Origin of the sequence: Thauera propionica (genome assembly GCF_002245655.1) — a bacterium.
Lineage (GTDB): Bacteria > Pseudomonadota > Gammaproteobacteria > Burkholderiales > Rhodocyclaceae > Thauera > Thauera propionica.
The window spans coordinates 131,781-154,790 of the sequence record NZ_NOIH01000007.1; the positions used below are offsets into that span (position 1 = coordinate 131,781).

Sequence of the window (23,010 nt, forward strand, 5' to 3'; positions counted from 1 at the left end):
GACTGGGCTGGCTCAGTGGTGACCCAAGCCCCGGATCCAGGCCTCGAAGCTGCCCGCGTCGAGCGGCCTCGAAAACAGGTAGCCCTGCATGAGCGTGCAGTTGCGTTCGACGAGGAAGGCGCGCTGACCGGGCGTCTCCACGCCCTCTGCGACCACATCCATGCCGAGGTCGCGGGCGAGGGACAGCGCGGCGGCTACGACGGCGGCGTCCTCGGTGTCGCCCGGCAGGTCGGCGACGAAGGAGCGGTCGATCTTGATGCGGCTCAAAGGCAGGCGCTTGAGGTAGGCAAGGCAGGAGTAGCCCGTGCCGAAGTCATCGAGTGCGAGCGTGAGGCCGCGTTCGATCAGGCGGTTGAGCCGCTCGAGCTGTTCGCTGCCGGGGTTCATCAGCGCGCTCTCGGTGATCTCGAGTTCGATCATGGACGGGTCAGCACCGGTCTCGTCGAGAATACGGGCGACGACGTCGGGAAAGTCCGCACGCTGGAACTGCAGCGCGGAGATGTTGATCGCCACGGTCAGGTCTCGCAGGCCGGCCGCATTCCATTCAGCCTGCTGGCGACAGGCTTCGCGCAGCACCCATTCGCCGATTGGCACGATCATCCCGGAATCCTCCGCGATCGGGATGAACTGGGCAGGGGGGACCAGTCCGCGTTCGGGGTGCTGCCAGCGCACCAGGGCCTCGCAGCCGATCGGGCGCCCGCTGCGGGTGTCGATCTGGGGCTGGTAGTGCAGCAACAGCTGCCTCTCGGCGACGGCCCGCCGCAGCGCGCTCTCGAGCTTGAGGCGCTCGTTGGCACGTTCGTTCATGGCCGCGACGAAGAACTGGTAGTTGTTGCGCCCTGCTGCCTTTGCCCCGTACATGGCGGTATCCGCATGCTTTAGCAGGACGTCGACCGATTGCCCGTCATCGGGATAGAGGGCGATGCCTATGCTCACCGAGGGACGCAGGTCGTGGTCCTCGATACGCAGGGTGTCGTCAAGCACCTCGAGCATCTTGCGCGCCACGGTTGCCGCGTCCTCGGGGCGTTCGAGGCGGGGTAGCAGGGCGACGAACTCATCGCCGCCGAGCCGCGCCAGGCGGTCTTCCCCACGCAGGCAGCCCGACAAGCGACGCGCCACGGCTGCCAGCAGGCGGTCGCCGATGGGGTGCCCCAGCGAGTCGTTGATGGTCTTGAAGTTGTCGAGGTCGAGAAAGAGCACGGCAAGGCGGTCGCCATGGCGTTCGGCACTGCGCAGCGTCTCCTGCGCGTGGCCCACCCAGGCGCTGCGGTTGGGGAGGCCGGTGAGGGTGTCGAAGTGTGCGAGGTACTGGATGTGGGCTTCGGCCTCGCGCGCCTCGGTAACGTCCTGCACCGTGCCGCGGATATGGGCAAGGGCGCCCTCGTGCCATTCGCTCTCGATCTGGAACTGCAGCACGCGAGCGGGTTCGCGGTCGGTTCGCGCGTCGATCGTGACCTGGCCCGGCGCCTGCGCGAGCTCTTCGAGTTTTGCCTGGATGAGGGGTTGATCCTCGGGCGCAAGTGCGGCGACGAGGTCGTGCACCGACACCAGCCGGTGGGCCTCCACGTCGAGCAGCTGATGGAGTTCATCCGAGCAGCGCAGTCCTCTGCGCCCGACGCGGGTTTCCCAACTGCCCATGCGTGCGATGCGCATCGCTTCGGCCAGTGCGGCCTGGTTTTCGCGCAGTGTTGCGGTGGTCGCCTCCAGCTCCCGCGTGCGGCGGTCGACAAGGCTGGCGATGCGTCGGGTGTTGCCGGTGCTGATCAGCAGGAAGGCGCCCAGCAGCCCCGTACCCAGCAGGCCGGTGGCCAGCGCTCCCCAGGCCGCCCAGGTGCGTTGTGCAGCGACATAGGGTTCGGTGGTGCGCAGGCGCAGTTCCCACGTGCGTCCGGCGAAGTGCAGGGGAACGTGGCGGCCTACCGCGTGTTCCTGCCATGCGGGCGAATCGCACCCGTCCGGTCCGGTCAAGCGCTGGCGCCCGGGCGGGGCGGCGAGATCCTTGAGGCAGAGCTCGACCGCGATCTCTTCCGCCTGCGCCCGGACCGCAGCCAGCGCGTCGTCCATGCGGAAGGCGGACGACACCACGCCTTCCTCGGCATGGATGCTAAGGGTCTCCCCGGGCGCCAGGGGCGTGTGGCGGCGCGTTGCCAGGTAAAGGACGACCCCCTTCTGCGTTCCGGTCTCCTGGACGAGCCGGAACGCCTCCGCGGCGACCGGGTTTCCGGTCTGGCGGCTCTCGAGGATGGCCTGCGCAGCGGCCGGAAGCGACATCGGATTGACGCCAAGCGCACTGGCGTTGCGCTCGAACGGCTCGACGTAGACCAGCGGCAGGTACTCCGGCGCATCGGCGGCGGGATACACGTTCCCCTGCGAATCCCGGTCGAGGACCTGAAAGCCCGGATGGCCAGAGGCGCGGACCATGGTCTCGAAGCGCGCGCGCTGCCCTTGCAGCACACGAGGGTTCCAGCCGAAGTTCTGCGTGCCGGGATAGCGGTCGAGCCAGGGGCGGACGAAATCCTGGAACTCCTCGCGTGAAACACTTTCGCTCACGCTCATCAGCCCGCGAATGGCCAGCATCATGTCGATCTGTGCATCGAGGCGTTGGCGCACCTGGCTGGCAAGATGCTCGGTGTCGCGGGTGAATTGCGCCTGAACGCGCAGTTCCTCCCAGACGAGCACCTGACGGAACGCGAAGGCCAGGATCGCAAGCGCCAGGCCGAGGGGAATGGCAACACCCAGCCGGCGTCCCTGCCAATCGGCGGAGGGCCGTCCGAACAGCACGAACATCAGCGGTGCCATGACGATCACGCCCAGCGTGTCACCCAGCCACCAGGTCCACCAGTTGAACGCGACCTGCTGCGCGGTGATGACTCCTTCCGAGTGCAGGATCGGTACGGAGAGCGAGGCATTGATCAGCGAGCCGACCGGTGCGACGACAACGAGAAAGCGCACGATCGTGCGCGGCGAGTCGAGCCGGTTGGGAAATCCGATCAGCCACTGCGCCAGCCACGTGCCTGCGGCCGCCTGCAACACGGCGCCCAGCGCGGGCACGGTGACGCTCACGATTGGCGCTTGGCTCATTCCAACCGCGCCATGAGCAAGAAACTGGACGGCCAGTGCACCGGCGAGGATGCCCGGCCAGACCCGCGCGCCATAGATCAGCATGGCCGACAGGGCGATCCCGGCTGGGGGGAACGCCGGCGTGGTGTAGCCAGGCGGTACGGCGAGCTTGATCGACAGCCATCCGCTGATCGCGTAGCCGAGTCCGACGAGAAGGGCGAGGCCGACGCTTTCGGCCAGTTTGTGAATCTGCATTCCGCGCAGTATATCGGCGCCCTGTCGCCCATTTCGAGGCATAGCGCACGTTCTGCTTGCCGACCGGCCTGAAGCACCCGTGGATGCGCTAAACTCCGGCCCTTGCAAATGCGGGCTGGCTGATGAACGAATGAACGCCGTTCGTTCTCGTGCTGTCCGTACCCCATTCCCAAGGCTTCCCACGGATATCGAGATGTTCGAAGCTGTTCGCAGCAACAAGCGCGTTGCCCAGGTGATCCTGGCCATTCTTATCGTCCCGTTTGCCTTCTTCGGCATGGACGCCTATTTCAGTGATGCCCCGGGTGGCAACGAAGTCGCGACGGTCGCCGGCTCGCCGATCGGCACTGTCGAGTTCGAGCAGGCCTTGCGCGACCAGCAGGACCGGTTGCGTGCCGCCGCAGGCGGGACGGCGGATCGTGCCCTGCTCGAGTCCGAGGAGCTGCGCCGCTCGGTGCTCGAGAACCTGATCAATCGCCGCGTGCTCGCCCTCTACGCCGCCGAGAACCGTTTCGTCGTTACCCCGCAGGAACTGCAGACGACGATCGCCAACGTGGACTCCTTCCAGGAAGACGGGCGTTTCTCGCTGCAACGATACGAAATGCTGTTGCGCGCCCAAGGGATGAGCCCGGCGATGTTCGAGGCGCGTCTGGCGCAGGACATTCGCGTCCAGCAACTCTCACTCGCCGTTGGCGAGGCCGGGTTTGCGCCTGCTGCGTCGGCCCGCCGCTTCCTGGCCGCACAGCTCGAGGAGCGCAGCATTCGCGAGCTGCGTCTGCCAGTGTCGAAGCTGGAGGCCGAGATCACGGTGAGCGACGATGAGGTCAAGACCTACTACGCCGCCAATCAGGACCGTTTCCAGCGCCCCGCGCGCCTGCAGGCCGAATACGTGGTGTTTGACCGCGAGGCGGTCGAGAAGCAGGTAAGCGTCAGCGACGAGGAGATCCGCGCCTTCTACGAAGGCAACCCCGCGCGTTTTGGCGTACCCGAGGAACGCCAGGCCCGTCACATCCTGCTCGAACTGCCCGCAGATGCGGGCGCGGACGACGTCGGTCGCGTCATGGACGAGGCAAAGACGCTGGTGGAGGCACTCCGCAAGGATCCGTCCCGCTTCGCGGCACTGGCGAAGGAGAAATCGAAGGATTCGGGTTCGGCCTCGCGCGGTGGCGACCTCGGCTTCTTCGGGCGTGGCGTGATGGTGGGTGCTTTCGAGGATGCGGCGTTTGCGCAGCAGAAGGACGAGATCGGCGACCCGGTGCGCAGCGATTTCGGGGTGCACATCATCCAGGTGACCGACATCAAGGCCGCGAGCACGCGCTCGCTCGAGGAAGTTCGCGACGAAATCGCCCGCGAGTTGCGCACCCAGGCGGCCAGCCGGCTTTACGCCGAGCAGGCCGAGCAGTTCGCCAACATGGTCTATGAGCAGGCCGATAGCCTCGCGCCTGTAGCAGAGGCACTCAAGCTCGAGATCCGCAGCACCGACTGGGTTTCGCGCGAGGGCGGCAGCATTGGTGGGCACAGCAACGAACGTCTGCTGAACGCCTTGTTCGGTGACGATGCGGTCAGGAACGCGCGTAACACCGAGGCCGTCGAGGTCGCGACCAACACGCTGGTGGCCGCGCGCGTCAAGGCCTACGAGGCTGCGGTGCTGCTACCGCTGGACGAGGTCAAGGCGCGTATCGTGGCCGATCTGCGGCGTGAGGCCGCGGCGCGGCGTGCCGCCGAGCAGGGCGCTGCCATGCTGGCTGCGCTCGACAAGGGGGAGCAGATCGACGCGAAATGGGGTGAGGCGCGTGTGCTGCAGCGTTCGGCGCCCGGCTTGCCGGGCATGGCGATGCAGGCCGTGTTCTCGGCGCAGTCCAAGCAACTGCCTGCGCATGTGGGTCTGGCCTTGCCCGAGGGCGACTACGTGCTCTATCGCATCGAGTCGGTGAATCGTCCCGAGATCGCGGATGACGACCCGCGCGTGCTCGCCGTTGCCGAGCAGTATGCGCAGGTGCTGGCCGAGCGAGATTTTGGCGCCTTTCTGTCCGAGCTGCGCAAGCGTTACGAGGTGCAGGTCAAGCTGCAGCCGCGGCAGTGACGCAGGATTGACGGCCCGCGGGGCCGTCAACGCGCCTGTGCAGGCACAACAAAAAGGCCCGATCGACTCGGGCCTTTTGCTTTGCCAAAGCCGCTTTTGCGGCCCGGCACCTGAACCTCGGGTCTGTCACGCCATCGGCGAGGCGTTGCCGAGCGCAGTGGTGTTGAAACCGCCATCGACATACATGACTTCGCCGGTGATGCCGCTGGCGAGATCCGAGCACATGAAGGCGGCGGCGTTGCCCACTTCCTCGATCGTGACGTTGCGACGCAGCGGGGCGTTGTGCTCGTTGAAGGACAGCAGCTTGCCGAAGCTGCCAATGCCCGAGGCGGCCAGGGTCTTGATCGGACCGGCCGAGATGGCGTTGGCGCGCGTGCCTTCGGGACCCAGCGTTACCGCCAGGTAGCGTACGGAGGCTTCGAGGCTGGCCTTGGCCAGGCCCATGATGTTGTAGTTGGGCATGGTGCGCACCGCGCCCAGGTAGGACAGGGTCAGCAGGGCGCCGTTGCGGCCCTTCATCATCGGTCGCGCGGCCTTGGCCAGTGCCGGGAAGCTGTAGGCGCTGACCTCCTGCGAGATGCGAAAGGCTTCGCGCGTGAGGCCGTCGAGGAAGTCGCCTTCCAGGGCCTCGCCCGGGGCGAAGGCGATGGAGTGGACGAGACCGTCGAGGCCGTCCCAGTGTTGACCGAGCTGCTCGAACAGGCCGGTGATCTGCGCGTCATCCTGGACGTCGAGCGGGAAGAGCAGCGAGCTGCCGAAATCGGCGGCCATCTTGGCAACCCGTTCCTGGAAGCGTTCGTTCTGGTACGTGAAGGCCAGTTCGGCACCTTCACGGTGCATGGCCTTGGCGATGCCGTATGCAATGGAACGGTTGCTCAGCAGACCGGTGATCAGAATACGTTTGCCGGCGAGAAAGCCCATGGATCCAACTCCGAATGACAAGCCGCCAATTATAGCCATAACCCCGATGAAGACAGTGGTGTTCGATGCGGGCGGCGTTGCCCGACGACTCGGCAGTCAAGCCTGTGAGGGGGTTCGATGACGGCGAGCACGGCCTGACAGCCAGCGATTCGCGTCGTCGCAGGAGTGTCGACAGACGCTGCGAGGTGGGGGAAAACCTGCCAGAATCGGGGCTGTCCTTGATCTGTCCACTTGCCTGTGCACCGTTTCCCGTCTTCCTGCCGCGCATCGTTGCGTCGACTGTCGCGACATGTCTCCATGGCCGGGGCGGTCCTGACGACGCTATGGCTGGCGGGATGCTCATCCGGCCTGAACGACCCCTATCCGGCGGCCGAGCGCGGGCAGAACATCTTTTACACCGCGTTCACCGAACGGCCAAAACACCTGGACCCGGTCCAGTCCTACAGCGAGGATGAGGCGAGCTTCCTCTACCAGATCGTCGAGCCGCCGCTGCAGTACCACTACCTGAAACGGCCCTACGTTCTCGAACCCGCCACGGCAGTGGCGTTGCCGAGACTGCGCCGCTACGACCGCAGCGGGCGCGAGTTGCCCGAGTCGGCGGACGCGTCCCGTGTGGACAAGACCGTTGTCGAGATCCGCATCAAGCCCGGCATCCTCTATCAGCCACATCCGGCCTTCGCCCGCAAGGAAGACGGCACTCCGCGTTACGTGCCACTCTCACCCGACGACCTGCGCGACGTGCGGGGCATCGGGGACTTCGCGCATGCAGATGCGCGGGAACTCGTGGCGGCGGACTATGTGCACCAGATCAAGCGGCTCGCGCATCCGCGCCTGCACTCGCCGATCTTCGAGCTGATGGCGGAGTACCTGCCGGGCCTGAAGGCGCTGCAGGGCGAACTGCTGGCGGCCCAGGCGCGCGTCGGTGTGGACGGCAATGCGTTCCTCGACCTGGAGGCCTTCGAGTTGCCCGGCGTCGAGATCATCGATCGCCACAGTTACCGCATTACGCTGAAAGGCACGTATCCCCAGTTCCTGTACTGGCTGTCGATGCCATTCTTCAGCCCCGTCCCGCCTGAGGCCGATCGCTTCTTCGGGCAGCCGGGCATGGCCGAGCGCAACCTGACGCTGGATTGGTGGCCGATCGGGACCGGGCCCTACATGCTGGTTGAGAACAATCCGAATTCGCGCATGGTGCTCGCGCGCAACCCCAATTTTCGTGGCGAAGCCTACCCGTGCGAGGGCGAAGCGGGGGATGAAGGTGCCGGACGGCTGGATGATTGTGGCAGGACCATGCCCTTCATCGACCGCGTGGTGTTTTCGCGCGAGCGCGAGGGGATCCCTTACTGGAACAAGTTCCTGCAGGGCTATTACGACGCTTCCGGCGTGTCCTCGGACAACTTCGACCAGGCCGTGACGCTGACCAGCCAGGGCGAGGTTTCACTGTCCGAGGACATGGAGGCGAAGGGCATCCGCTTGCTGACCTCGGTCTCGCCGTCGATCTTCTACCTCGGCTTCAACATGCTTGATCCGCTGGTGGGGGGCGGCCAATCCAGGGCGGAGAAGGAGCGCGCGCGCAAGCTGCGACAGGCCATCTCCGTTGCGCTGGACATGGAGGAGTTCGTCTCGATCTTCCTGAACGGGCGCGGATTGCCGGGCATGAGCCCCATTCCGCCCGGCATCTTCGGTGCGCGCGAAGGGCGGGACGGCATCAATCCCGTCGTCTATGAATGGCGTGGTGGCGAGGCGGACGGCCGAGCGGTGCGGCGAAAGGTCGACGAGGCTCGCCGTCTGCTGGCCGAGGCCGGCTGGCCGAACGGGCGTCATGCACAGACGGGCGAGCCGCTCATCATCAACCTCGACACCACCCCGGGCGGGCTTGGCGACAAGGCGCGCTCGGACTGGTTGGCGAAGCAGTTCCGCGAACTGGGCGTGCAGTTCGTCGTGCGCCCGACGGACTTCAACCGTTTCCAGGACAAGGTCCGGAAGGGCAACGCCCAGCTCTTCTTCTTCGGCTGGAACGCGGACTATCCGGATCCGGAGAACCTGTTGTTCCTGCTGCACGGTCCGCAGGGCAAGGTGAAGTTCAACGGCCAGAACGCCGCCAACTACGAGAACCCGGAGTACGACGCGCTGTTCGAGAAGATGAAAGCCATGCCCGATGGTGTCGCGCGCCAGGAAATCATCGACCGCATGGTGGCGATCCTGCAGCAGGATGCGCCTTGGATCTTCGCCTTCCACCCCAAGGCCTATTCGCTGCAGCACGGCTGGGTGCTGAACCGCAAGCCGGGCTCGATGGTCCGCAACAACATGAAGTACCAGCGCATTGACGTCGAGCGCCGCAGCGCCGCACGTGCGGCCTGGAACGAGCCCGTGCTGTGGCCGATCGCACTCGTCGCGCTCCTCCTGACGGCCTTGGTGGCGCCGGCGATTGTTCATTGGCGCCGGCGCGAAGTCGCCACGGCGACGCCGGGCAATGCCGGGGGCGGGCGCTGATGCTGGCGTATCTCGTTCGCCGCGCGCTGTACGCGATCCCGATCCTGATCGGCGTGAACCTGCTGACTTTCGTGCTGTTCTTCGTCGTCAACTCACCCGACGACATGGCGCGCATGCAGATTGGCGTCAAGCGTGCCACCCCCGAGGCGATCGAGCGCTGGAAGGCCGAGCGCGGCTACGACAAGCCGATGTTCGTCAATACCGCGGCCGAAGGCGGTGCGCGATTCACCGACACCATCTTCTTCGACAAGTCGCTGCGCATGTTCGCGCTCGAGTTCGGCCGCGCCGACGACGGCCGCGACATCGGCCAGGAGATCCGCGACCGAATGGGGCCGTCCCTTGCCATTGCGCTGCCGACCTTCATCCTCAGCCTGTTCGTCTCGATAAGCTTCGCGCTGCTGCTGGTGTTCTTCCGCGCCACGTACCTCGACTTCTGGGGCGTGGTGCTGTGCGTGGCGATGATGTCGATATCAAGCCTGTTCTACATCATCGGCGGGCAGTGGCTGGTCTCCAAGATGTGGGCGCTGGTGCCGATCTCGGGCTACGCGCCGGGCCTGGATGCAACACGCTTCCTGATGTTGCCGGTGCTGATCAGCGTGGTCGCCGGCATCGGTTCGAGCGCGCGCTGGTATCGCACCATCTTCCTCGAGGAGATCTCGAAGGACTACGTGCGCACCGCACGCGCCAAGGGACTGTCCGAGCTTGCGGTGCTGTTCCGCCACGTGCTGCGCAACGCGCTGATCCCGATCCTGACCGGGGTGGTGGTGGTGATCCCGCTGCTCTTCATGGGCAGCCTGCTGGTCGAGTCCTTCTTCGCCATTCCGGGGCTCGGCAGCTACACGATCGACGCGATCAATGCGCAGGATTTTTCCGTCGTGCGGGCGATGGTCTTCATTGGTTCGCTCCTCTACATCATCGGCCTGATCCTGACCGACATCTCCTACACGCTGGTTGACCCGCGGGTGAGGCTGGAATGAGCGCGCCGATGGGTTTCCAGCCGGTGCTGTTGTGGACCGACCTGCTGCTGTTCGCGCTGCTTGCGACGGCGCTGGCGGCGGTGTTCTACGTGCGCGCCAACGAGCCCTTGCGCGAGGCCTGGCGCAAGGTTGGCCGGCGTCCGACAGGCATGGCGGCTGCGACGATCCTGCTCGCCTTCGTCGCTGTCGGCGTGCTCGACAGTCTGCACTACCGGCCCTTGTTGCCCCCGGTCGAGGCGCCTTCGGGGAGCGTGGCGGACCAGGGACAGCCGCGATACTCGACCGAAGTCCTGTCAGTGCTCGATGCAGCGCTTGAGCCGCTGCGGCTTCAGACGGAGAAGACCTATTCCGCCCCCTTCGCCTGGCAGCTCTACCAGCGCGAGACGATGGAACTGCCCGAGGGTGGGCAGGTAAGAGGCTATCCGCGCCTCTTGCACGGCGCCTCCCATCTTGGCGACCCGGTTGCGGAGAAGGGCGCCGACGTGGCGCGCCGCGCGCTCGCCAGCGTCGGACAGGCCGTGCTCGCCTGGCTTGCGGCCTTTGTCGTGCTCGCCACGCTCGTCTGGCGCGGCAGCGGTCTGGGCTGGGGCGAGATTGCAGCGGCAATGCTGGCCGGACGTACGGTGCTGGCCTGGCGGGCGGCGCTCGTCACGCTTGGCATCATCTTGGTGATCGTCGCCATCTGCATCGAGCTTGCGCCGCTCTACCACGTGCTCGGCACCGACAAGGTTGGGCAGGATGTGCTCTACCTGGCGCTGAAGAGTGTTCGCACCGCGCTCGTCATCGGCACGATCACGACCCTGGTGATGATGCCGTTCGCCATCGCGCTGGGCATTGCCGCGGGCTATCTCGGCGGCTGGGTGGATGACGCCGTGCAGTACCTCTACACCGTGCTGAATGCGATTCCCGGCGTCCTGCTGATCGCGGCTGCGGTACTGATGATGCAGGTAGTGATCGATACCCATCCGCAGTGGTTCGACACTGCTGCCGAGCGCTCGGATGCGCGTCTGCTGGCGCTGTGTTTCATCCTCGGCATCACGAGCTGGACGGGGCTCGCGCGGCTGCTGCGCGGTGAAACGCTGAAGCTGCGCGAACTGGAGTACGTTCAGGCGGCGCGTGCCTTCGGCGTGAGGACGCCTGCGATCCTGCGTCGCCACATCCTGCCCAACGTGATGCACATCGTGATGATCGCGCTGGTGATGGACTTTTCCGGCCTGGTGCTGGCCGAGGCGGTGTTGTCCTACGTCGGCATCGGTGTGGACCCGACCACGATCAGCTTCGGCACGATGATCAACATGGCGCGCGCCGAACTTGCGCGGGAACCGATGGTCTGGTGGTCGTTGGCGGCAGCGTTCGCATTCATGTTCGTGCTGGTGCTCGCCGCCAATCTGTTCGCGGACGTAGTGCGCGACGCGTTCGATCCCAGAAGATAGACCCCATGAGAGACCTTCGATTCGATAACCGTTTCGTGCGCGAGCTGCCCGGAGATCCCGAGGACGGGCGGCATGTGCGTCAGGTGCACGGCGCGTGCTATTCGCGTGTCGAGCCGACGCCGGTGAGGGCGCCGAAGCTGCTGGCGTGGTCGCGCGAGGTGGCGGACTTGCTCGGGCTCGACGAGACCGACCTGCGTGATCGGCGATTTGCCGAGGTCTTTGGCGGCAATGCGCTGCTCCCCGGCATGGCGCCTTACGCCGCCTGCTACGGCGGCCACCAGTTCGGCTCCTGGGCGGGGCAGCTCGGCGATGGGCGGGCGATCACGCTCGGCGAGACGATCAACCCGCAAGGCCAGCGCTGGGAGCTGCAGTTGAAGGGCGCCGGGCCGACGCCGTATTCGCGCCGCGCCGATGGGCGCGCGGTGCTGCGCTCGTCGATCCGCGAGTTTGTCTGCAGTGAGGCCATGCACCATCTGGGCGTGCCGACCACGCGTGCGTTGAGCCTGGTGGCCACGGGCGAGCAGGTGGTCCGCGACATGTTCTACGACGGCAATGCGCGGCCCGAGCCGGGTGCTATCGTGTGCCGCGTGGCGCCGTCCTTCATCCGCTTCGGCAACTTCGAGATCTTCGCCTCGCGTGGCGAGGAGCCACTGCTGCAGCAGCTGATCGACTTCACGATCGACCGCGACTTCCCGGAGCTGGTCGCGGCCGAGCCCGATCCCGCGCAGCGACGGGTGAAATGGTTCGAGGAGGTGTGTCGGCGTACCGCCGTGCTGATCGCGCACTGGATGCGGGTGGGTTTCGTGCATGGCGTCATGAACACCGACAACATGTCCATCCTCGGTCTCACGATCGACTATGGCCCCTACGGCTGGGTCGACAACTTCGACCCCGAGTGGACGCCCAACACGACCGATGCCGGCGGGCGCCGCTACCGCTTCGGGCATCAGGCGCGTATCGCGCAGTGGAACCTGTGGCAACTGGCCAACGCCATCTATCCGGTGATTCAGCAGGTCGAGCCGCTTGAGCGGGCGCTGGCGGCGTACGCCGAGGTCTTCGAGGCCGAGGATCGGCGCATGATGCAGCAGAAGCTGGGTCTGGAGACGTGGCGCGCGGGTGGTGAGGACGAGGAAGGAAGTGATGCTGCGCTGGTGGCGAAGCTGCACACGCTGATGCAAGCGGGCGAGGTGGACATGACGCTCTTCTTTCGTCGGCTCGCGGATCTCGATCCGGCGCGGCCGACGATCTCGCATTTCGACGCCGCCTTCTATGATGAAGCCCGTCGTCGCGATGTGTCCTCCGGGTTTGAAGCCTGGCTGAAGGACTACGCCGCGCGTATTCGGCAGGACGGGGGCCCCGATCCTGTGCGGCGTGAACGCATGAATGCGGTGAATCCGCTCTACGTGCCCCGCAACTACCTGGCGCAACAGGCGATCGATCGGGCGGAGCAGGGCGACCCAACGGGCGTGAGCGAACTGCTCGAGGTGCTGCGCAAGCCCTACGTCGAACAGGGCGGACGCGAAGCCTACGCCGCGCGGAGGCCGGACTGGGCCCGCCACAAGGCGGGCTGTTCGATGCTGTCCTGCAGTTCCTGAGCGCTCATACCTTCACGCGCATCAGGCGCTGCTTCTCGCGCTCCCAGTCCTTCTTCTTCTCGTCCTCGCGCTTGTCGTGCAGCTTCTTGCCCTTGGCGAGGCCGATCTCGAGCTTGATCCGGCCCTTCACGAAATGCAGGTCGAGCGGAACCAGAGTGTAGCCGGCGCGTTCCACCTTGCCGATCAGGCGGGCGATTTCCTTCTTGTGCAACAACAGCTTGCGCGTGCGCACAGGATCATGGCGGACGTGACTGGATGCGGTGGTGAGCGGCGTGATGTGCATGCCGAAGAGGAAGATCTCCTCGTTGCGGATGATCACGTAGGATTCCTTGATGTTCGCGCGCCCGGCCCGGATCGCCTTCACCTCCCAGCCCTCGAGGACCATGCCGGCTTCGTGCTTTTCCTCGATGAAGAAGTCGTGGAGGGCTTTGCGGTTTTCGATGATGCTCATGTCTTGAAGATCCTTCGGCGCTGCAGGGCGAGGTCGCCGCGCGGCAAACGGGGGTGCCCGCATGCGGTAGAATCGCGCATTTTAACAGCACGGCACCGGCGTCGTTCCGGGTCGCGCACCGCCTCCGTTTTTTTCATGGCCGACGTCAAAAAGCTGGTTCTGATCGAGTTCACCCCCGAGCAGATGTTCGAGTTGGTCGATCGCTGCGAGGACTACCCCCAGTTCCTGCCGTGGTGCGGCGGCAGCGAGGTTCATACGCGTACCGACACGGTCACCGCGGCCACGATCCACATCAACTACCACGGCATCAAGGCGCACTTCAGCACCGAGAACGAAAAGCGCCGGCCCAACGAGATGAAGCTGCGACTGACCGACGGGCCGTTCACGCATCTGGATGGTCACTGGCTGTTCACCGCGCTTGGCGAAACGGCATGCAAGGTCGAGTTCAGCCTGCACTACCAGTTTTCGAGCAAGTTGCTGGAGAAGGTGCTGGGGCCGGTGTTCAATCACATCGCCAACACCTTCGTCGATTCCTTCGTGAAGCGTGCCGGGCAGGTCTACGCAAAGGGCTGAAGATGGCTGAGTCGATCAGGGTGGAAGTAGTCTATGCGCTGCCGCAGCGTCAGGAGCTTGTGCAGGTGAGCTTGCCGGAGGGAGCGACCGTCCGTCAGGCGATCGAGGCTTCGGGCCTGCTACAGAAGTATCCTGACATCGAACTGGATGGGCGCAACAAGCTCGGCATCTTCGCCAAGCTCACCAAGGGCGACGCGACGCTGCGCGATCGTGACCGGGTGGAGATTTATCGGCCGCTGATTGCCGACCCGAAGGCCGTCCGCAAGAAGCGCGCTGACGAGGGCAAGGTCATGAAGAAGGGCGGAGGGCCGGCTGAAGAGTCGGCTGCCTGAGAGTCTGCTGCCTGGGTCGGTCGCTGCAGGCGGGCCCTCGCGTTTGAGGCGGGGCCGCCCGTCGGTGCATCGCTGACGATCAGTTCAAGCAGTTCTCGTCGATCTGGCGCTGCAGGCGCTCGATGTCGGCGGCACGCGCCTCGTCGCTGACGAACTCGCGCTCGCCCGCGGCGTTCATCCGCGCCATGCGTTGCCCCGAACTGAGCGCCGCCAGTTGATTGCGCGCATCTTCACAGAAGCGTTGGCGATCCGCCTCCCGCTGCTGCTCCTCTTGCGCCTTGGCCTGAGCTTCGGCCTCCGCCGCACGGCGCTTTCGGAACTCTTCCTCGCGCTCGGCGAGTGTCTTGGGTTTGCCTTCGTCGGCGGCCGGCTGGCCCCCAGCGGCCTCCGCTTCGCCCTGTTCGCCGCTCGGGGCCGCGACCGGTGCCGCCACGGGAGTCCCACGCAGCGTCTTGACCGGGCCGCTCGGCGGCGGTATGTCGGAGTAATGCGTTTTCCCGTCCTTGTCCTTCCAGCTGTAGATCTGGGCAGCAACCGGCAGGGCCGTAAGCAGGGCAAGAAGCAGGACTGCAGGGCGAATCATCGGGGGTCTCCGAAAGGCACCGCTTACACGGCGCGGAAGGCGTCTGTATAATACGGATTTGGTCGAAAGGATAAAAGCCATGCGAGTGATTCAGAAGGCGCTGACGTTCGATGACGTCCTTCTTGTTCCCGCCCACTCCACGGTCCTCCCGCGCGATGTGAGCCTGCAGAGCCAGGTCACCCGGCGCATCCGTCTGAATATCCCGCTCGTGTCCGCTGCAATGGACACCGTCACCGAAAGCCGTCTTGCCATCGCCCTGGCGCAGGAAGGCGGCATCGGCGTGGTGCACAAGAACCTGTCGCCTGCCGAGCAGGCTGCCGAAGTGCATAAGGTCAAGCGCCACGAGTCGGGCATTCTCAAGGACCCGATCACGATTCCGCCGACGATGACCGTCGGTCAGGTCATCGCGCTGCAGCGCCAGCACCGCTTCTCGGGCGTGCCGGTGGTCGACGGGGGCAAGGTCGTCGGTATCGTCACGAACCGCGACACGCGTTTCGAGACCAATCTCGATCAACTGGTGTCCGAGATCATGACCCCGCAGGATCGCCTGGTCACGGTGCGCGAAGGCGCCAGCCTGGACGAGGCGCGCGAACTGCTGCGCGTGCATCGTCTCGAGCGGGTGCTGGTGCTCAACGAATCGGGCGAGCTGTCCGGCCTCATCACGGTCAAGGACATGATGAAGTCCACCGAGCACCCGTTTGCCGCCAAGGACGAGCAGGGCCGCTTGCGTGTCGCGGCTGCGATCGGCGTTGGTGCCGGCACCGAGGAACGTGCCGAGCGTCTGGCGGAAGCCGGCGTGGACATGATCGTGGTGGACACCGCCCACGGTCACTCGCAGGGTGTGCTCGACCGCGTCAACTGGGTCAAGAAGAACTTCCCGCAGATCGAAGTGGTCGGCGGCAACATCGCCACCGCCGACGCAGCGCGCGCACTGGTCGACGCCGGTGCCGACGGCGTCAAGGTCGGCATCGGCCCCGGTTCGATCTGCACCACACGTATCGTCGCCGGTGTTGGCGTGCCGCAGATCTCCGCGATCGACAACGTCGCCAACGCCCTGGCCGGATCAGGCGTGCCGATGATCGCCGACGGCGGTATCCGTTTCTCGGGCGACATCGCCAAGGCGATCGCTGCCGGTGCCAACGTCGTGATGCTGGGCGGGCTGTTCGCAGGCACCGAAGAGGCGCCTGGCGAAACGGTGCTGTTCCAGGGCCGTTCTTACAAGTCCTACCGTGGCATGGGTTCGCTTGGTGCCATGGAGAAAGGCGCGGCGGACCGTTACTTCCAGGACGAGAACACCGGCAACATCGACAAGCTCGTACCGGAAGGTATCGAAGGCCGCGTACCCTACAAGGGCTCGGTCGGCGCGGTCATCCACCAGCTGATCGGCGGCCTGCGTGCCTCGATGGGATACCTCGGATGCCCCGACATTCCGACGATGCACGAACGAGCCGAGTTCGTTCAGATCAGTTCGGCCGGCATGCGTGAATCGCACGTCCACGACGTGCAGATCACCAAGGAAGCGCCGAACTACCAGATCAGCTGATCGAACCGTTCCGGCATCCGCAGGCGGCTGAGAAGCCGCCTTTCCTTTTTTTGACGCTCGAGACACTCGCGCCATGGCTCATCAGAAAATTCTCATCCTCGACTTCGGTTCCCAGGTCTCCCAGCTGATCGCGCGCCGCGTGCGTGAGCAGCAGGTCTACTGCGAACTGCATCCCTTCGACGTGTCGGACGAGTTCGTCCGAAGCTTCGGTGCGCAGGGCGTGATCCTGTCCGGCGGCCCGAACTCGGTCTATGAAGCGGAAGACTGGCGGGCACCGCAGGCGGTGTTCGAGCTCGGCGTGCCGGTGCTGGGCATCTGCTACGGCATGCAGACCATGGCCAGCCAGCTTGGCGGCAAGGTCGAGAGTTCCGCCAAGCGCGAGTTCGGCTATGCCGAGATGCGTGCGCGCGGTCATTCGAAGCTGTTCACCGGCATCGAGGACCGGACCAACGCCGAGGGCCACGGGCTGCTCGACGTCTGGATGAGCCACGGCGACAAGGTTACCGAGCTGCCGCCGGGCTTCAAGGTCATCGGCAGCAACGAATCCACCCCTATCGCCGCCATGGCGGACGAGGCGCGTGGTTTCTACGGCGTGCAGTTTCATCCCGAGGTCACGCACACGATCAAGGGCAAGGAGATGATCGCGCGCTTCGTGCACGATATCTGCGGCTGTGGCCATGACTGGAACATGCCCGACTATATCGAGGAGGCGGTGCAGAAGATCCGCGAGCAGGTCGGCGACGAGGAGGTCATCCTCGGTCTGTCGGGCGGCGTAGATTCCTCGGTGGCGGCGGCGCTGATTCATCGCGCAATCGGCGACCAGCTCACCTGCGTGTTCGTCGACCACGGTCTGCTGCGCTTGAATGAGGGCAAGCTGGTGATGGAGATGTTCGCCGGCCGCCTGCACGCCAAGGTCGTTCATGTCGACGCGACCGAGCAGTTCATGGGCCACCTCAAGGGGGTCACCGACCCCGAGCAGAAGCGCAAGATCATCGGCCGCGAGTTCGTCGAGGTCTTCCAGGCCGAGGCGAAGAAGCTGCCGAACGCGAAGTGGCTGGCCCAGGGCACGATCTACCCGGACGTAATCGAGTCCGGCGGCGCCAAGAGCAAGAAGGCGCACACCATCAAGAGCCACCACAACGTCGGCGGCCTGCCCGAGACGCTGGGCCTGAAGTTGCTTGAGCCGCTGCGCGACCTGTTCAAGGACGAGGTGCGCGAACTCGGCGTTGCGCTGGGCCTGCCGCACGACATGGTGTATCGCCACCCCTTCCCGGGCCCGGGCCTGGGCGTGCGCATCCTCGGCGAGGTCCGGCAGGATTTCGCTGACCTGCTGCGCCGTGCCGACGCGATCTTCATTGATGAACTGCGCGCCGCGGACTGGTACGACAAGACCAGCCAGGCCTTCGCCGTCTTCCTGCCGGTCAAGAGCGTGGGCGTGATGGGCGACGGCCGCACCTACGAGTACGTGGTGGCGCTGCGTGCGGTGCAGACCCAGGACTTCATGACCGCGCACTGGGCCGAGCTGCCGCACAGTCTGCTCGGTAAGGTCAGCAACCGCATCATCAACGAGGTCCGCGGCATCAACCGCGTGGTGTACGACATCTCGGGCAAGCCGCCCGCAACGATCGAGTGGGAGTGATCTTCACCCGGGTCATTTGATCACCGTCGTCGCTTCAATCCACGAATCGCTGCTCTGTGCGCCTTCATCGGCGCCGGGCAGCGATTTTTTTGCGTCCATCGCACTCAGGGGCGGAGAGCTCGGGAACGGACAGACAGGACTTCCTGTCAATAGGCGCCGGAATCGTGTCGTCCATACACCAAAAAGATCCTTTCCCCAGCCCCGACAATCGACAAGATCATGCGCGCAATCCGCGATCGCCAATCACCGTTTCGCTCCTCTGATCTGCTTGCTTTCGCGATGGTGTTCACCATCGTCCTCTGCACGCTGATCCCCGCGCATGACTTGCGCCGCCTCACCCAGATAATGGTGTTGGCACTGCCGCCAATGTGCCTCCTGCTATGGCGTATCGAGGCACAGCGCATGCGCCGGCTGCGCGCACTGTTCGTCGGGTTGTGGGCCGGGATCTTCATGGTCGACGGCGCTGTCAGGGCCTATCTCACGCGCACCTACCAGGCTTCAGCCGACAGTGCGCTCGTGCTGAGCGCAGTCGCCAATACGGGCGCGGGCGAGAGCATCGAATATCTTTCGATGTACTGGCCAGCGATGCTGCCGTGGGCCGCAGTCCTGCTGGCGGGCTGTCTTGCTCTGGCCTGGGTGCTTCGGCGCACGATTGTCGTCCCCGTTCGGACAGAGGAGCCGCGCGCGATTGAAGCGACGAGGCCCCGCCTGCGCCGATGGTCGGTCCTGCTGCTCTGTGCGGTTCTTTTCATCGGTGCAATTGCCTATGCGCTCAAGCCATGGCGGCGGCTGCATCCGCTGATCTTCTGGCCCGACTGGCTGGCTTCAGTGCAGGAACTGCGTAACGAATGGGCGGATCAGGACGAACTCCGGCTCCGTACGTTTGAGCGCGCGGAGAGCCTCCGACCCACGCTCCTGTCGGAGGGACCGTCGACCGTCGTTGTCGTGATCTCGGACAGCGTCAATCGCGACAACCTCGGGCTTTATGGCTACGCGCGGGCGACCACGCCGCGGCTCGAGCGACTGCGCGACGAGCTAGGCGACAGCTTTCTGGTTCTGAGGCATGCGTGGTCGGTGGATGCCGGCACCCTCGCATCCTTGCGGAACCTGTTCTGGTTCGGCGCCCCCAGCGCGCCGGAACCGATGCACGTGCTTGCCCTGGCCCGCGCTGCTGGCTACCACATCACCTGGATCAGCAATCACGACGACATCGCCATTGATCAGTCACACGCCGCCTTCGCAGACCGCATCGAGAGGTTGAGCCGCACGCGTGGCCGCGCCAACCGTTCGGCCGACATCGACACGCTGAAGCCACTGCAGATCGCGCTTGCCGATCCGCAGCCGCGCAAACTCATCATCGTTCATCTGATGGGCGCGCATCCGCACTACAGCTTTCGCTATCCGAAGGGGGGCAATCCGTTCGACGATGGATTCGACGTGGTCGAGCGCGAGCTCGAACAGGAGGGAAGACCGTTCTGGCTGCAGATGCTGCGGGACGAGTACGACGCCGCGCTCCTGCATCACGATACGGTTCTGGCTGAGTCCCTGGAGTTGTTGCGAGAGGCGCCCGGCTCGGACGACTACCGCGCCTGGCTCTATCTGTCCGATCACGGGCAAGAGGTCGGACATGACGCCAACCATGCGGGGCACAGCTCGCACACCGTTGCCGGTTTTCGCATTCCGGCGATTGTCTGGCAGAACCAGGTCCGCAGCACCTTGCCGGTGGATGTAACCCGCCGTCCTTTCCGCGTTGACTGGACCGGATGGACGCTTGCGCACCTCCTCGACATTCGCTGGCAGGGCTACGATCCGGGCCGCGACGTATTGGATGGCGCCTACCGCTGGACCAATCCGCAACTTCCGGTGAGCGTGGCCTCGTTCGAGAGCTGAGCGGGCGGAGCGCCGTTTTTGGTGCTCCTGCTGCCCAAACCACTCCTCGTTCAGAACCCGAAATACCGGTCCGGCCGGTGATTCACCGCGATCACGAAGTTCAGCGCAACCGCACTGAGCACGGACAGCAGCACCTTGTCCGGGGCCAGCACCAGCAGCGCGAGGCCCAGGATCAGCACGTCGGCGATCATCTGCACGGTGCCGGCGCGCCATCCGCGCGTCTTCTGCAGGTAGAGCGCCATCACGCCAAGGCCGCCGAGGCTGGCGCCGTGGCGGATCAGGATCAGGATGCCGATGCCCGCGAGCAGCCCGGCGATGACGGCGGAGAAGACCGGATCGACCTGCTCGAAACGCACCAGTGTCGGCACGAACTCCGCGAGCAGCGAAAGCAATCCGACCGCGGCGAAGGACTTCAGCGTGAATACCTTGCCCATCGCCAGCCACGCGAAGACATAGAAGGGCAGGTTGATGACGAACAGCACGGCACCCAGCGGCCAATGTCCGAGGTAATGCACGAGGAAGGACAGACCGGTGATTCCGCCGGTGAGCAGGCGGGTTTCACGGAAGAAGCACAGCGAAAGTGCTACGAAGAGACAGCCGACGAACAAGGCCTGCAGGTCTTCGGACGGCGTATGGCGGACCGCCGCCGGATTTGGGGTCTGGATCTGGGGTTGCGGGCGCATCGTTAGCAAACAGGTCGGTCAGGCGTCGAGCTGGATGGGCGTCGTCTTCCAGATGTCGCGCGCGTACTCGTCGATCGTGCGGTCGGACGAGAAGATGCCCATGCCGGCGACATTCAGCAGTGCGGATCGGGTCCAGGCCCCGGGTTGTCGGAACAGTGCGTCCGCGCGCTGCTGCGCCTCGACATAGCTGGCGAAGTCCGCCAGCAGCAGATAGTGGTCGCCCCAGTTCATCAGCGCGTCGAACACGGCCTGGTAGCGTCCGCGCTCGGTCGGGCTGAACAGGCCGTCCCGGATCGCATCCAGGGCCGCCGCCAATTGCGGATTGGCCGTGTAATGGCTGCGCGGTTGATAGCCACGGGCGCGGATGTCGGCGACCTCTTCGGTGGTGTGGCCGAAGATGAAGATGTTGTCCTCGCCGACCTGCTCACGGATCTCCACGTTGGCGCCGTCGAGCGTACCGATCGTGATGGCGCCGTTCAGCGCGAGCTTCATGTTGCCGGTGCCCGAGGCCTCGGTGCCCGCGGTCGAGATCTGTTCCGACAGGTCGGCTGCCGGAATGATCAGCTCGGCCAGGCTCACGCTGTAGTTGGGGATGAAGACGACCTTGAGCCGGCCGCGTAGCCGGGGATCGGCGTTGACCACCGCCGCCACATCGTTGATGAGGCGGATCACCAGCTTCGCCATCACGTAGGCGGACGCGGCCTTGCCAGAGAAAATCACCACCCGCGGCACCCAGTCCGCATCCGGATTGGCGAGGATCGCCTGGTAACGCGCGATGACGTGCAGCAGGTTGAGCAGCTGGCGCTTGTACTCGTGCATGCGCTTGACCTGTACGTCGAACAGCGCCGCGGGGTCGATGTCGATGCCGAGGCGCGTGCTGACGTAGTCCGCCAGACGCTGTTTGTTCGCGCGCTTGGCCGCGCGGAAGGCGTCGAGGAAGTCGTGCTCGTGCTGATACTCGCGCAAGGCAGCCAGTTCCTGCAGATTGCGCCGCCAGCCGGTACCGAGGCGGGCGTCGAGCAGGGCGGCGAGGCCTGGATTGGCCTGGGCGAGCCAGCGCCTGGGCGTGACGCCGTTGGTCTTGTTATTGAAACGCTCCGGCCACAGTCGGGCGAAGTCGGCGAAGATCGACTGCCTCATCAGCTCGGAATGCAGCACCGACACGCCATTGACCGAATGCGACGCAACGACCGCGAGATAGGCCATGCGCACCCGGCGCTCGCCATGCTCGTCGATCAGTGACACGCGCCGCATCAGCTCGACATCGTGCCCGTGTGCCGCGGTGAGGTCGGCGAGGAAATCGGCGTTGATGTCGAAGATCATGCGCAGGTGGCGGGGCAGGACGCGGCCGAGCATGTCCACCGGCCAGGTCTCCAGCGCCTCGTGCATCAACGTGTGGTTGGTGTAGGAGAACACACGCCGGCAAAGAGCCCACGCCTGCTTCCACGGCACGGCGTGCTCGTCGACGAGCAGGCGCATGAGTTCCGGTACGGCCAGCACCGGGTGGGTGTCGTTGAGATGGATGCTGACCTTGTCCGGCAGGGCCTCGAAATCGCGGTGGTTCACCAGATAGCGGCGCAGGATGTCCTGCAGGCTGGCCGAGACGAAGAAGTACTCCTGACGCAGTCGCAGTTCGCGGCCCGACAGCGTGGAGTCGTCCGGATACAGCACGCGGCTGACGTTTTCCGAGTGGTTCTTGCTCTCGACCGCGCCGAAGTAGTTGCCCTGGTTGAAGGCCGACAGGTCGATTTCTTCAGTGGCTTTCGCCGACCACAAGCGCAGCGTGTTGGTCACCTCGGTGCCGTAGCCCGGGATGATCGTGTCGTAGGCGTTCGCCAGTACGTCGTCGGTGCCGACCCAGCGGACCACGTCGCCTTCCTGCTCCAGGTGGCCGCCGTAGCGCACGCGGAAGCAGATCTCGGGGCGGTGGAATTCCCACGGGTTGCCATGCGCCAGCCAGTAGTCGGGGACCTCGACCTGTTGTCCTTCGATGATCTGCTGGCGGAACATGCCGTAGTCGTAACGGATCCCATAACCGAAGCCGGGCACGCCCAGCGTCGCCATCGAATCGAGGAAACAGGCTGCGAGCCGTCCGAGCCCCCCATTGCCCAGCGCCGCATCCGGCTCGAGGTCGATCACGATGTCCGGATCGACCTCGAGCTCGGTCAGCGCCTGACGCACCATGGGCATCAGGTCGAGCGCGAGCAGGGCGTTGCTGAAACTGCGGCCGATGAGGAATTCCATTGACAGGTAATAGACGCGTTTGACGTCCTGCGCGTAGCTCGCGCGGATCGTCTTCATCCAGCGCTCGACCAGATGGTCGCGCACCGCATAGGACACCGCATGGAGCCAGTCCTCGGGCCGGGCGGATTCCGGGTTCTTGCCCACCTGATACATCAGCTTGTTCGAGATCGCCCGCCGGAAGGCCGCGATGTCGCGCGACAGGTGGTCGTACTGATGGGAGAACTGGGAAAGGTCCATGGGCGGGTTCAAGATGGTGTT

At 65.2% G+C, this 23,010-nt stretch carries 16 protein-coding genes; 10 read left to right on the plus strand and 6 right to left on the minus strand.

What is annotated here, in order from left to right; all coding sequences use genetic code 11:
* Window positions 1–12 precede the first annotated feature (12 nt).
* Window positions 13–3,315 carry an EAL domain-containing protein gene (locus CGK74_RS06585; RefSeq protein ID WP_094267700.1) on the minus strand — a complete coding sequence of 1,101 codons (3,303 nt, stop codon included), beginning with the start codon at window positions 3,313–3,315 and terminating at the stop codon, window positions 13–15.
* Window positions 3,316–3,508: 193 nt separating this feature from the next.
* On the opposite strand from CGK74_RS06585, the gene CGK74_RS06590 reads away from it, so the two are divergent.
* Complete coding sequence (locus CGK74_RS06590) at window positions 3,509–5,395, plus strand: SurA N-terminal domain-containing protein (RefSeq protein WP_094267701.1); 1,887 nt, start codon at window positions 3,509–3,511, stop codon at window positions 5,393–5,395.
* A gap of 126 nt (window positions 5,396–5,521) precedes the next feature.
* On the opposite strand, the gene fabI is transcribed toward CGK74_RS06590, so the two are convergent.
* A complete protein-coding gene (gene fabI, locus CGK74_RS06595) occupies window positions 5,522–6,316 on the minus strand; it encodes an enoyl-ACP reductase FabI (RefSeq protein ID WP_094267702.1) in 795 nt (264 codons plus the stop codon).
* A gap of 297 nt (window positions 6,317–6,613) precedes the next feature.
* On the opposite strand from fabI, the gene CGK74_RS06600 reads away from it, so the two are divergent.
* From CGK74_RS06600 to CGK74_RS06615, 4 genes are read left to right on the plus strand one after another with little or no spacing between them, the layout of a single operon-like run.
* The gene (locus tag CGK74_RS06600; RefSeq protein WP_094267703.1) at window positions 6,614–8,809 is read left to right on the plus strand and encodes an ABC transporter substrate-binding protein; all 2,196 of its coding nucleotides are present in this window, start codon (window positions 6,614–6,616) and stop codon (window positions 8,807–8,809) included.
* On the plus strand, window positions 8,809–9,786 hold the full coding sequence (locus tag CGK74_RS06605) for an ABC transporter permease (RefSeq protein ID WP_094267704.1): 978 nt from the start codon (window positions 8,809–8,811) through the stop codon (window positions 9,784–9,786). Before CGK74_RS06600 ends, CGK74_RS06605 begins: the two co-directional genes overlap by 1 nt.
* An 8-nt stretch (window positions 9,787–9,794) precedes the next feature.
* Window positions 9,795–11,219, plus strand: a complete 1,425-nt coding sequence (locus CGK74_RS06610; protein ID WP_094267959.1) for an ABC transporter permease — start codon at window positions 9,795–9,797, stop codon at window positions 11,217–11,219.
* 5 nt (window positions 11,220–11,224) lie between these two features.
* Window positions 11,225–12,814: a protein adenylyltransferase SelO gene (locus CGK74_RS06615; protein WP_094267705.1), complete on the plus strand. Its 1,590-nt coding sequence runs from the start codon at window positions 11,225–11,227 to the stop codon at window positions 12,812–12,814.
* A 4-nt stretch (window positions 12,815–12,818) separates the two neighbouring features.
* Here CGK74_RS06615 and smpB read toward each other — a convergent pair whose 3' ends face one another.
* Window positions 12,819–13,265: an SsrA-binding protein SmpB gene (gene smpB, locus CGK74_RS06620; protein ID WP_094267706.1), complete on the minus strand. Its 447-nt coding sequence runs from the start codon at window positions 13,263–13,265 to the stop codon at window positions 12,819–12,821.
* A gap of 135 nt (window positions 13,266–13,400) precedes the next feature.
* Between smpB and CGK74_RS06625 the strand changes: the two genes are divergently transcribed.
* Both CGK74_RS06625 and CGK74_RS06630 read left to right on the plus strand, forming a co-directional pair.
* Complete coding sequence (locus CGK74_RS06625; protein ID WP_094267707.1) at window positions 13,401–13,838, plus strand: type II toxin-antitoxin system RatA family toxin; 438 nt, start codon at window positions 13,401–13,403, stop codon at window positions 13,836–13,838.
* Between the two features lie 2 nt (window positions 13,839–13,840).
* Window positions 13,841–14,170: an RnfH family protein gene (locus CGK74_RS06630; RefSeq protein ID WP_094267708.1), complete on the plus strand. Its 330-nt coding sequence runs from the start codon at window positions 13,841–13,843 to the stop codon at window positions 14,168–14,170.
* A 79-nt stretch (window positions 14,171–14,249) separates the two neighbouring features.
* On the opposite strand, the gene CGK74_RS06635 is transcribed toward CGK74_RS06630, so the two are convergent.
* On the minus strand, window positions 14,250–14,753 hold the full coding sequence (locus CGK74_RS06635) for a DUF4124 domain-containing protein (RefSeq protein WP_094267709.1): 504 nt from the start codon (window positions 14,751–14,753) through the stop codon (window positions 14,250–14,252).
* A 79-nt stretch (window positions 14,754–14,832) separates the two neighbouring features.
* Here CGK74_RS06635 and guaB point away from each other — a divergent pair, with 79 nt between their 5' ends.
* From guaB to CGK74_RS06650, 3 genes are all read left to right on the plus strand, one after another.
* Window positions 14,833–16,296 carry an IMP dehydrogenase gene (guaB, locus tag CGK74_RS06640; RefSeq protein ID WP_094267710.1) on the plus strand — a complete coding sequence of 488 codons (1,464 nt, stop codon included), beginning with the start codon at window positions 14,833–14,835 and terminating at the stop codon, window positions 16,294–16,296.
* A 73-nt stretch (window positions 16,297–16,369) separates the two neighbouring features.
* A complete protein-coding gene (gene guaA / locus CGK74_RS06645; protein WP_094267711.1) occupies window positions 16,370–17,935 on the plus strand; it encodes a glutamine-hydrolyzing GMP synthase in 1,566 nt (521 codons plus the stop codon).
* Between the two features lie 219 nt (window positions 17,936–18,154).
* A complete protein-coding gene (locus CGK74_RS06650; RefSeq protein ID WP_094267712.1) occupies window positions 18,155–19,825 on the plus strand; it encodes a sulfatase-like hydrolase/transferase in 1,671 nt (556 codons plus the stop codon).
* Between the two features lie 50 nt (window positions 19,826–19,875).
* Here CGK74_RS06650 and CGK74_RS06655 read toward each other — a convergent pair whose 3' ends face one another.
* Complete coding sequence (locus CGK74_RS06655) at window positions 19,876–20,508, minus strand: YitT family protein (protein ID WP_206186201.1); 633 nt, start codon at window positions 20,506–20,508, stop codon at window positions 19,876–19,878.
* Between the two features lie 18 nt (window positions 20,509–20,526).
* A complete protein-coding gene (locus tag CGK74_RS06660) occupies window positions 20,527–22,989 on the minus strand; it encodes a glycogen/starch/alpha-glucan phosphorylase (RefSeq protein WP_094267713.1) in 2,463 nt (820 codons plus the stop codon).
* Between the last annotated feature and the right edge of the window lie 21 nt (window positions 22,990–23,010).

Bases quoted from the DNA above. Each gene is read 5' to 3' on its own strand.
- CGK74_RS06590 (WP_094267701.1), top strand. From the start codon at position 3,509: ATGTTCGAAGCTGTTCGCAGCAACAAGCGCGTTGCCCAGGTGATCCTG.
- fabI (WP_094267702.1), bottom strand. From the start codon at position 6,316: ATGGGCTTTCTCGCCGGCAAACGTATTCTGATCACCGGTCTGCTGAGC.
- CGK74_RS06635 (WP_094267709.1), bottom strand. From the start codon at position 14,753: ATGATTCGCCCTGCAGTCCTGCTTCTTGCCCTGCTTACGGCCCTGCCG.
- CGK74_RS06660 (WP_094267713.1), bottom strand. From the start codon at position 22,989: ATGGACCTTTCCCAGTTCTCCCATCAGTACGACCACCTGTCGCGCGAC.
- CGK74_RS06605 (WP_094267704.1), top strand. From the start codon at position 8,809: ATGCTGGCGTATCTCGTTCGCCGCGCGCTGTACGCGATCCCGATCCTG.
- CGK74_RS06610 (WP_094267959.1), top strand. From the start codon at position 9,795: ATGGGTTTCCAGCCGGTGCTGTTGTGGACCGACCTGCTGCTGTTCGCG.
- guaA (WP_094267711.1), top strand. From the start codon at position 16,370: ATGGCTCATCAGAAAATTCTCATCCTCGACTTCGGTTCCCAGGTCTCC.
- CGK74_RS06615 (WP_094267705.1), top strand. From the start codon at position 11,225: ATGAGAGACCTTCGATTCGATAACCGTTTCGTGCGCGAGCTGCCCGGA.
- CGK74_RS06650 (WP_094267712.1), top strand. From the start codon at position 18,155: ATGCGCGCAATCCGCGATCGCCAATCACCGTTTCGCTCCTCTGATCTG.
- CGK74_RS06585 (WP_094267700.1), bottom strand. From the start codon at position 3,315: ATGCAGATTCACAAACTGGCCGAAAGCGTCGGCCTCGCCCTTCTCGTC.
- CGK74_RS06600 (WP_094267703.1), top strand. From the start codon at position 6,614: ATGGCCGGGGCGGTCCTGACGACGCTATGGCTGGCGGGATGCTCATCC.
- smpB (WP_094267706.1), bottom strand. From the start codon at position 13,265: ATGAGCATCATCGAAAACCGCAAAGCCCTCCACGACTTCTTCATCGAG.
- CGK74_RS06655 (WP_206186201.1), bottom strand. From the start codon at position 20,508: ATGCGCCCGCAACCCCAGATCCAGACCCCAAATCCGGCGGCGGTCCGC.
- CGK74_RS06625 (WP_094267707.1), top strand. From the start codon at position 13,401: ATGGCCGACGTCAAAAAGCTGGTTCTGATCGAGTTCACCCCCGAGCAG.
- CGK74_RS06630 (WP_094267708.1), top strand. From the start codon at position 13,841: ATGGCTGAGTCGATCAGGGTGGAAGTAGTCTATGCGCTGCCGCAGCGT.
- guaB (WP_094267710.1), top strand. From the start codon at position 14,833: ATGCGAGTGATTCAGAAGGCGCTGACGTTCGATGACGTCCTTCTTGTT.